The sequence below is a fragment of the Zymomonas sp. genome, from assembly GCF_020216885.1.
GTDB lineage: Bacteria > Pseudomonadota > Alphaproteobacteria > Sphingomonadales > Sphingomonadaceae > Zymomonas.
This window is the reverse complement of record NZ_JAIWON010000138.1, coordinates 1-8,933: the sequence shown is the minus strand read 5'-3', so window position 1 is coordinate 8,933 and position 8,933 is coordinate 1. Positions and strand designations below refer to the sequence as shown.

Genomic DNA, 8,933 nt, shown 5'->3' with positions numbered 1-8,933 from the left:
GCGCCAGATGGTTCTGGCCGACGTTCCCCTGAACCTGATCCCGCACGTCTCTTTGACATGGATGCTGATCTTGTCATTTGTGCTTTGGGTTTTTCACCAGAAGACTTGCCAACACTTTTCAATGCACCTGAATTGTCGGTTACGCCTTGGGGAACGGTAGAGGCTGATCCGGTCACATTACAGACCAGTATCGAAGGAATCTTTGCCGCTGGTGATATTGTCCGCGGTGCTAGCCTTGTGGTTTGGGCTATTCGTGACGGTCTGGTCGCAAGCGAACAGATTCATCAATGGCTATCAAACCGCCAGCATGACAAGCAGGACGCAGCGACCAAGGCCAAAAAGAAAGCTGTTTTTGCCTGATTTTTGGGGCGTTTTGAATCTTTTGAAGCGCCGCAATCAAGCCTTAAGATATAAATGAACTTTAATAAGCGGCAGGTTAAGTCGCTTGGGAAAAGTAAGCCATGAGCATAAAATCTTCTGCCGATTCTTTTGATGTCTTTGCCGAGCGCGAACGCCTCGCTAAAGAAGGCATGTATCGCCCCGAATTTGAAACCGATGCTTGCGGTGTCGGCTTGGTTGCTGCCACCGACGGCAAGGCTTCTCGTCGGGTGGTCACGGCGGCGATTGATGCTTTGAAGGCTGTCTGGCATCGTGGGGCTGTCGATGCTGATGGAAAGACTGGTGATGGTGCTGGTATCCATGTCGATTTACCTGCCAGCTTTTTCGATGATGCCATTGCCCATGCCGGACATGCGCCACTTCCAAACCGGTTGGCAGTAGGTATGGTTTTTTTGCCGAGAACCGATCTTTCGGCACAAGAGACTTGCCGCACGATCGTCGAATCTGAAATTATTGATTTCGGTTATCGGATCTATGGATGGCGGCAGGTTCCGGTCGATATCTCAGTTATCGGCGAAAAGGCAATGCGGACGCGCCCTGAAATCGAGCAGATCATGATCGCAGGCCCCCATCCTGACGAAATGAGTGCTGCTGAATTTGAAAAGAATCTCTATCTGATCCGCCGCCGTATCGAAAAGAAGGTAATTGCGGCTCAAATCAACGATTTTTATATCTGCTCGCTGTCTTGTCGCTCGATCGTTTATAAAGGGCTGTTTTTGGCCGAAGCCCTGTCAATCTTTTATCCCGATCTTCAGGATGAACGCTTTGTCAGCCGTGTTGCTGTTTTCCATCAGCGTTATTCAACCAATACCTTCCCGCAATGGTGGTTAGCTCAACCTTTCCGAATGTTAGCGCATAATGGTGAAATCAATACCATTCGCGGTAACCGTAACTGGATGAAAAGCCATGAAATCAAAATGGCTAGCCTCGCCTTTGGTGAGCATTCCGAAGATATTAAACCCCTTATTCCGGCGGGCGCTTCGGATACGGCGGCCTTGGATGCGGTATTTGAAACCATTTGTCGTGCGGGACGGCATGCGCCTGCTGCCAAATTGATGCTGATCCCCGAAGCATGGCAGCATAACCCTGATATGCCAAAAGCACATCGGGATATGTATAGCTATCTGGCTTCAGTGATGGAGCCTTGGGATGGCCCCGCCGCTCTTGCGATTACCGATGGTTCATGGGCAGTTGCCGGTGTTGACCGTAATGCGCTTCGTCCCCTTCGCACGGTGCGCACCAAGGACAACCTTCTAATCGTTGGTTCTGAATCCGGCATGGTTGTTGTGCCGGAAAATAATGTCATTGCCAAAGGACAATTGGGCCCCGGTCAAATGATTGCGGTCAATTTGGATGAAGGCCGTTTTTATGAAGATCGCCCGTTAAAAGATCTGATTGCCAGTGAACGTCCTTATGGCGAATGGATTAAAGACTTCAAAAAGCTGAGTGACCTTGATCTGAAAAGCTATGATCCGGTTATTCCTTATGATCGGGACGAGTTGATTAAGCGGCAGGTTTCGGCGGGTTTAACCTTGGAAGATATGGATCTTGTCCTGTCTCCACAGGCTGAAACCGGAAAAGAAGCCATGGGCTCCATGGGGGATGATACGCCTCTTGCTGTCCTGACCGAAAAGCCACGTCTGACCAGCCAGTTTTTCCGCCAGAATTTCAGTCAGGTAACCAATCCGCCAATCGATTCCTTGCGCGAAACGCAAGTTATGGCTCTGACGACGCGTTTTGGTAATCTCGGCAATATTCTCGATAGCGAAAATAAACAAAAGCAGATTCTAACGCTCGATACGCCTTATTTAAAAACTTCGGAATGGTGCCAGTTGAAAGACCATTTCGGTGAACAGGCGGTTGAAATCGATTGCACCTTCTCGCCGGATGATGGAGCCGATGCGCTGCGTCATGCTATCAGCAATTTACGGACACAGGCTGAAAATGCTGTCCGTTCAGGGCATAGCGAGTTATTCTTGACTGACGAGCATATTGGTTCTGACCGTGTTGCTGTCGCCATGATATTGGCAACGGCCGCCGTTCATACTCATTTGATACGGAAAGGCTTGCGTTCTTATGCGTCGATCAATGTTCGAGCATCCGAATGTATTGATCCGCATTATGTTGCCGTTTTGATTGGTGTCGGGGCAACAACGGTCAACGCCTATCTCGCAGAATCTGCAATTGCCTATCGTCACAGCCAAGGGCTGTTTGGCACGATGACGCTTGAGCAATGCCTTGATAATCATCACCATGCTATCTGCAATGGTTTGCTGAAGATCATGGCAAAGATGGGTATTGCTGTTGTTTCAAGCTATCGCGGTGCCTATAATTTTGAAGCTGTCGGTTTATCTCGCGCATTGGTCAATGATTTATTCCCTGGTATGACCGCCAAGATTTCCGGTGAAGGTTACGCCTCTTTGCAGCGATCAGCATTGCTACGGCATCAGAATGCTTTTGCGGCCAACAAAAAGGCTTTGGATGTTGGTGGTTTTTATCGTCAACGTGCCAGCGGCGACAGCCATGCCTATACCGCAGAATTGATGCGCAAATTGCAAAAGGCGGTCTCCAGCGATAGCTACACGACCTATCTTGAATTTTCGAAGGAAGTGCATCAATTACCACCGGTTTACTTGCGTGATTTACTAGGGTTTAATTGGTCAAAACAGCCAATTCCGATTGAAGAAGTCGAACCGATCACTGAAATCCGTCGCCGTTTTATTACGCCTGGGATGTCTTTGGGGGCATTGTCACCAGAGGCGCATGAAACGCTGGCAATCGCGATGAACCGTATTGGTGCTAAATCGGTTTCCGGTGAAGGTGGTGAGGCACCAGAACGTTTTCATCCTTATGAAAATGGCGACAATGCCAATTCCCCAATCAAGCAGGTGGCATCTGGACGTTTCGGGGTGACGGCGGCCTATCTCGGAGCCTGTGAGGAAATCGAGATCAAGGTTGCTCAAGGGGCAAAACCCGGTGAAGGTGGCCAGCTTCCAGGCTTTAAAGTGACGGATATGATTGCCAAATTGCGGCATTCGACCCCCGGTGTCACCCTGATTTCACCGCCACCCCATCATGATATCTATTCTATCGAAGACCTTGCGCAGTTGATCTATGATTTAAAGCAGATCAATCCTAACGCTCGCGTCGGTGTAAAATTGGTGTCGTCAGCAGGCATTGGAACGATTGCGGCGGGTGTTGCTAAGGCACATGCCGATTCTATCATGATTTCTGGTAATGTCGGCGGGACGGGTGCATCCCCCCTCACCTCGATTAAATATGCCGGAACGCCATGGGAAATGGGGCTGTCAGAAGCCAATCAGGTTCTGACCTTGAATGGTTTGCGGCATCGCGTGAAGTTAAGAACCGATGGTGGTTTGAAAACCGGACGTGATATCGTGATTGCCGCTATTCTGGGTGCTGAAGAATTTGGTATTGGTACCTTATCCTTGATTGCGATGGGTTGTTTGATGGTGCGGCAATGCCATTCCAATAAATGTCCTGTTGGTATCTGCACGCAGGATAAAGCCATGCGGCAGAAATTTATTGGAACGCCGGAACGGGTTATCAATTTGATGACCTTCATCGCCGAAGAAGTCCGCGAAATTTTGGCCAAGCTGGGCGTGCGTTCCTTGAAAGAGATTATCGGTCAGACCGATCTTCTTAGTCAGGTCAATCGTGGCGCCGACCATTTGGACGATCTTGACCTTAATCCGGTTCTGGCCAAGGTGGATGCCAATACCGAAGCGCGTTACTTCCAGATTGACGGTTTCCGAAATCCGGTTCCAGATAGCCTTGATGCCCAGATGTTGCAGGATGCACAAGCCGTCTTCACTCGTCGGGAAAAGACCCAGCTCACCTATTCTGTCCGCAATACGCAACGCGCTATCGGGACGCGTTTCTCTGCCGAAATTACCCGTAATTTTGGTATGGATAGCTTGGCTGATGGTCATGTTCATGTGCGTTTACGGGGCTCTGCCGGTCAATCTTTGGGCGCATTCAGCGTTAAAGGCCTGACTTTGGAAGTCTTTGGTGATGCCAATGACTATGTTGGGAAAGGCCTTTCAGGGGCGACCATTATTGTTAGACCGACGGTTTCTTCACCGATTGATGGCCATACCAACACCATTATTGGTAACACCGTTCTCTATGGCGCAACAGCCGGTAAACTTTTTGCAGCCGGTCGGGCGGGTGAAAGATTTGCTGTTCGCAATTCTGGTGCGGAGACCGTTATCGAAGGATGTGGCGCCAATGGTTGCGAATATATGACCGGTGGTCTGGCTGTTATTTTAGGTTCTGTAGGGCCGAATTTCGGCGCCGGTATGACCGGTGGCATGGCTTTTGTTTTGGATGAAGATAATAGTTTCGAACGTCATGCCAATCCGGATAATATCATTTGGCAGAGATTGGCTTCTTCGCATTGGGAAACTGTCCTTCGCTCGATGATTGCCGATCATGCGGTTAAAACGGATAGTCCTTGGGCGCATCGGATACTGGATGAATGGGATTTATGGTCTCGGAAATTCTGGCAGATTTGCCCGAAAGAAATGTTGGGACGGCTGGAATATTCGTTGGATGATAAAAAAAATACGGAGGATCAAAAGGAAAAAGGAAAGGCTGGAAAGCCTGAATTAAAAGAGCAGGAAGGCGCCTTCTAATTATTCCAGCCAAAGTGAAAGACAAAGCGGCCTTATTGGCCGCTTTTCTTTCTTAAAGTATTTATCTATAGTTCCCCTAATGTGGCAGCTTTATCAGTTTCCTCTTTGCCCTTTTTCCCGAAAGGTGCGTTTTCTCCTTGGTGAAAAAGGGATCGGCTATGAGTTGATCCGTGAATCCCCATGGCTAAAAAGAGATGAATTCGTCGATATGAATCCAGCCGGTCAAACGCCGGTTATGGTAGATAGTTCTGCGCCTGTTATTCTGGTGGATTCACAGGTTATCTGTGAGTTTCTGGAAGAAACAGTCGATCGGATGCCGCTTATCAGCGGAACAGCCGTGCATAGGGCTGAAATAAGGCGTTTGGTTTCTCTCTTTGATAACAAACTTTATTTTGAAGTCACCGCGCCTTTAATGAATGAGCGTATGCTGAAGAGGCTGGTTCATCGTCAGGCACCCGATGCCGCAATTTTGCGTAGTGCGATGAAAAACGCCAATAGCCATCTCGATTATATTGATTGGTTATTGGATCACCGTCGCTGGTTGGCTGGGCCTGTTTTAAGTTTGGCCGATTTTGCGGCGGCGGCACAAATTTCGGTTTCCGATTATCTTGGTGGCGTTGATTGGCGCGGTCACGAAAATAGTCGCGAATGGTATGCGGCAATGAAGTCCCGCCCTTCTTTCCAACCTATTTTAGCGGAGAGAATGGAGGTTATTTTGCCTCCAGATCATTACGACCAGCCAGATTTCTAATTATTATGACGCAAGCCTACCTTTCTTTTGTGAAAGGATAGGCTTGAAACCCTGTTACTCTACTGATTTTGTGATTCCAAAAGAGGTTAGTGACGGGTTTCGGTTAAGAAAAACGGCATCTATCTGCCAAGCAGTCTAATAGCTAAGAACAAATAAATATCCTATATATTTGAGCGTGATAGCCGCCGTTATTATCCTTCTCTTAAAACGTTATTATCCTTCTCTTAAAATAGGTCGATTAGAGGCCAGCTATCCGAAAAAATTATTCCGTCGTTAGAGCCTCTGAGAGCATATTGCTGATTAAACGTAATTCTGTTTGCCATTGTTGGCATATTTCGGGCTTGATAAGGCTTTCCTCTGCCTCTGAAGCGTTTTTATTATCCTTCTGCCCTTCGGAAGAAAGATATTTAACCGCGCCTTTAACTGTATAACCTTCACTATTCAAAAGATGATTGATACGGCGTGCCAAAGCGACATCATCAGGACGATAATAACGACGGTTACCAGCGCGTTGCAAAGGTCGTAAATCAGGAAAATGACTTTCCCAATAACGTAATATATGAGAGCCGACCCCCAATTCACGTGCCAATTCGCTGATCGTCAATAAAGCCTGATCACTTTTGTTATGGCTTTTATGACGGGGAGAAAGAGAAATACCAGTGTGACGGCGATGCGCTTTTCTTTCAGGCTTTTCTAGCTTGATATCCTCGTTAACAGGACGGGCATCGCGATCAGACAAGTCAGGCTCCCTTGATAATCCGCTGGCGCATCAACTGGCTAGCACGGAAAGTCAAAACCCGCCTTGGTGCGATAGGAACCTCGACCCCTGTTTTGGGATTACGGCCAACACGTTCATTTTTATCCCTGAGGATAAAACTGCCAAAACCCGATATTTTGACATTTTCACCTTTTTTCAGGGCATCTGTAATATGGCCAAGCATTTGTTCGATCATCTTGGCGGAGTCTGCCCGCGACAAACCTACTTCATGGTAAAGCATGTCGGTAATATCAGCGCGGGTCAAAGTTGGGATATCAGCTTGCATGCTCTGTCCGTTTGTGCGGTTATCATAGCGTTTATTCCTGAAGAGAATATCCTCTCTTCAGCTATCAACGCAAGTAGGTGATTCTAATTATTTGCGTTTTCAATAGCCTAGCAAAAAAATCTGGTCAGCTTTGGAAATGAGACCTGATTTCGCTCCAATTAGGGGCAAAAAGATAAAAAAACACAAAAAATAGAGATAAATAGCGTAAAATGGTTGCAAGCTTTGAAAAGCCCTGCTAAAGGCGTGCTCCTACCAACATGGAAGAGCAAATGCTCTGAAGTGGCTTACATAGAGTGCGGTCGTGGCGGAACTGGTAGACGCGCAACGTTGAGGTCGTTGTGGCCGAAAGGCCGTGGAAGTTCGAGTCTTCTCGACCGCACCAATTTTTAAAAACGCTTCTTTCAAAAAGAAGCGCCCTCCCCCTTAAAAATTGAAAACATACTCTTTGGCACGATAAATAACCGTGCCTTTTGGCTTATTGCCGTTCCCATAACAGAAATGCACCAAACATAATAAAGATACCGCCTGTTATCTGGTCGAATATCCGCCTAACAGAAGGGCGTTCCAGCTGGTGTGTTAATGAGCGACCACCCACAGCATAAATCGAATACCAGAACATTTCGCATATACTAAATGATGCAATCAAAATAATGAATTGTAAGAGATGGGGTTCTGTTGGCACGATAAATTGCGGAAAAAAGGCAGTTGCAAAAACCAATAATTTAGGATTGCTTATTCCAACTAAAAATCCGTTTTTCCATTGAGTAAACGGGGAATGAGCCTGAAAAGGCTCTTTCCCAGCTATGGGTTGCTCTTGTGTGTGTTTTAGGCGGGCATTGCGCCAAGCTTGAATACCAAGCCAAAGAAGATAAAATGCGCCGCATATCCGCAAGAGGCGGAAAAAATTAGGAAAAGCCATAAGAGTGGCTCCAAGCCCCGCGGCCGAAGCGATTAACGCTATTATCACGGCGCCAAGACAACCGAGCATGGTAGGGATGCTTTGGAAAATACCCCGACGGGCGACTGAGGTCAGAACATGTAGCATATTGGGCCCCGGTATGGAGCAAATCATAAAAACCATGCCACAGAATACTAACCAGCTATGCCAATTCATGGCGGATCCTTTTAAAATTTATAATGAATAAAAATCACTTTATGACTATTGAGAGAGTGGAATAAATAGAAAAAAGCCCTTGTTTTTTAGGCAAGGGCTTGTGACAAAATTAGGAATTATCGAAAGACTAGCTTTCACTACCTTCATTATTATTGGTCGCCGGATTGGCGTTACGTGGTTCAGCAAGACCAAGGCTTTTTAACTTACGGTGTAATGCCGAGCGTTCCATACCAATAAAAGAAGCTGTTCGAGAGATATTGCCAGAAAAACGGCGAATTTGCACCCGCAGATATTCCCGTTCAAAGGTTTCGCGCGCTTCCCTTAATGGGGTACCGATAATCGAGCGGGTCGATTGCCCGTCTGCAGTCAGGCTGTTTTGATCGCCCAGCACTTCGGAAGGGAGCATATCGACATCAATCCGGCTTAAACGATCGCCCGGTGCTAGAATAATCGTCCGCTCAACCACATTACGAAGCTGTCTGACGTTACCCGGCCAATCATAAGCCTGTAAGGCGGCCAGCGCTTCTTCTGATACCTGTGGTGTAGCGACGCGCCGTTCTGTCGCGTAATGCGCCACAAAATAGTCGATAAGCACCGGAATATCTTCGCGGCGATCAGCCAAAGCGGGCAAATGCACCGGAACGACATTCAGGCGATAATATAAATCTTCGCGGAAACGACCTTCGGCAATTTCGCGCGCCAAATCTCGTGCCGTAGCGGAGACAACACGAACATCGACCTTGACCATTCTTTCGCCGCCAACCCGCATAAAGCTCTGATCGGTCAGCACCCGCAGAATTTTAGCCTGTGTCGGAATGGGCATATCCGCGATTTCATCAAGGAACAGTGTTCCCCCATGGGCTTTTTCCAATAAGCCGGGGCGAACCACACCTTGACTATCTTCTACGCCAAATAATTCTTCTTCGACCCGTTCTGGTTCCATCCATGCCGCCGAAACGACAATAAAG

At 47.6% G+C, this 8,933-nt stretch carries 8 protein-coding genes and 1 tRNA gene; 5 read left to right on the top strand and 4 right to left on the bottom strand.

The window, feature by feature from the left end; translation table 11 throughout:
* From LDL18_RS07770 to LDL18_RS07760, 3 genes are all read left to right on the top strand, one after another.
* Positions 1–360, top strand: a 360-nt coding sequence (locus LDL18_RS07770; RefSeq protein ID WP_296508412.1) for an FAD-dependent oxidoreductase, incomplete at its 5' end; no start/stop codon positions are given.
* Positions 361–461: 101 nt separating this feature from the next.
* Positions 462–5,057, top strand: a complete 4,596-nt coding sequence (gene gltB / locus LDL18_RS07765) for a glutamate synthase large subunit (protein ID WP_296508410.1) — start codon at positions 462–464, stop codon at positions 5,055–5,057.
* A gap of 79 nt (positions 5,058–5,136) precedes the next feature.
* Positions 5,137–5,808 (top strand): glutathione S-transferase family protein, encoded by a 672-nt coding sequence (locus LDL18_RS07760; protein ID WP_014848292.1) that lies wholly within the window; start codon positions 5,137–5,139, stop codon positions 5,806–5,808.
* A gap of 262 nt (positions 5,809–6,070) precedes the next feature.
* Here the strand turns inward: LDL18_RS07760 and LDL18_RS07755 are convergent, their stop codons facing one another.
* The gene (locus LDL18_RS07755) at positions 6,071–6,547 is read right to left on the bottom strand and encodes a MerR family transcriptional regulator (RefSeq protein WP_365974959.1); all 477 of its coding nucleotides are present in this window, start codon (positions 6,545–6,547) and stop codon (positions 6,071–6,073) included.
* A gap of 1 nt (position 6,548) precedes the next feature.
* Positions 6,549–6,851 carry an integration host factor subunit alpha gene (locus LDL18_RS07750; protein WP_296508407.1) on the bottom strand — a complete coding sequence of 101 codons (303 nt, stop codon included), beginning with the start codon at positions 6,849–6,851 and terminating at the stop codon, positions 6,549–6,551.
* A gap of 295 nt (positions 6,852–7,146) precedes the next feature.
* Here LDL18_RS07750 and LDL18_RS07745 point away from each other — a divergent pair.
* Positions 7,147–7,233: transfer RNA gene (locus LDL18_RS07745), tRNA-Leu, on the top strand.
* 93 nt (positions 7,234–7,326) lie between these two features.
* On the opposite strand, the gene LDL18_RS07740 is transcribed toward LDL18_RS07745, so the two are convergent.
* The gene (locus LDL18_RS07740) at positions 7,327–7,860 is read right to left on the bottom strand and encodes a LysE family translocator (RefSeq protein ID WP_296508414.1); all 534 of its coding nucleotides are present in this window, start codon (positions 7,858–7,860) and stop codon (positions 7,327–7,329) included.
* Between LDL18_RS07740 and LDL18_RS07735 the strand changes: the two genes are divergently transcribed.
* Positions 7,775–7,996, top strand: coding sequence for a hypothetical protein (locus LDL18_RS07735; protein ID WP_296508418.1), 222 nt, complete (start codon positions 7,775–7,777; stop codon positions 7,994–7,996). The genes LDL18_RS07740 and LDL18_RS07735 overlap by 86 nt on opposite strands.
* Positions 7,997–8,092: 96 nt before the next feature.
* Here LDL18_RS07735 and LDL18_RS07730 read toward each other — a convergent pair.
* A partial coding sequence (locus tag LDL18_RS07730) for a sigma-54 dependent transcriptional regulator (RefSeq protein WP_296508406.1) occupies positions 8,093–8,933 on the bottom strand: 841 nt, incomplete at its 5' end.

What these genes read in the sequence shown, in the direction of transcription:
- gltB (WP_296508410.1), top strand. Translation starts at nt 462, where the DNA reads ATGAGCATAAAATCTTCTGCCGATTCTTTTGATGTCTTTGCCGAGCGC.
- LDL18_RS07760 (WP_014848292.1), top strand. Translation starts at nt 5,137, where the DNA reads ATGTGGCAGCTTTATCAGTTTCCTCTTTGCCCTTTTTCCCGAAAGGTG.
- LDL18_RS07750 (WP_296508407.1), bottom strand. Translation starts at nt 6,851, where the DNA reads ATGCAAGCTGATATCCCAACTTTGACCCGCGCTGATATTACCGACATG.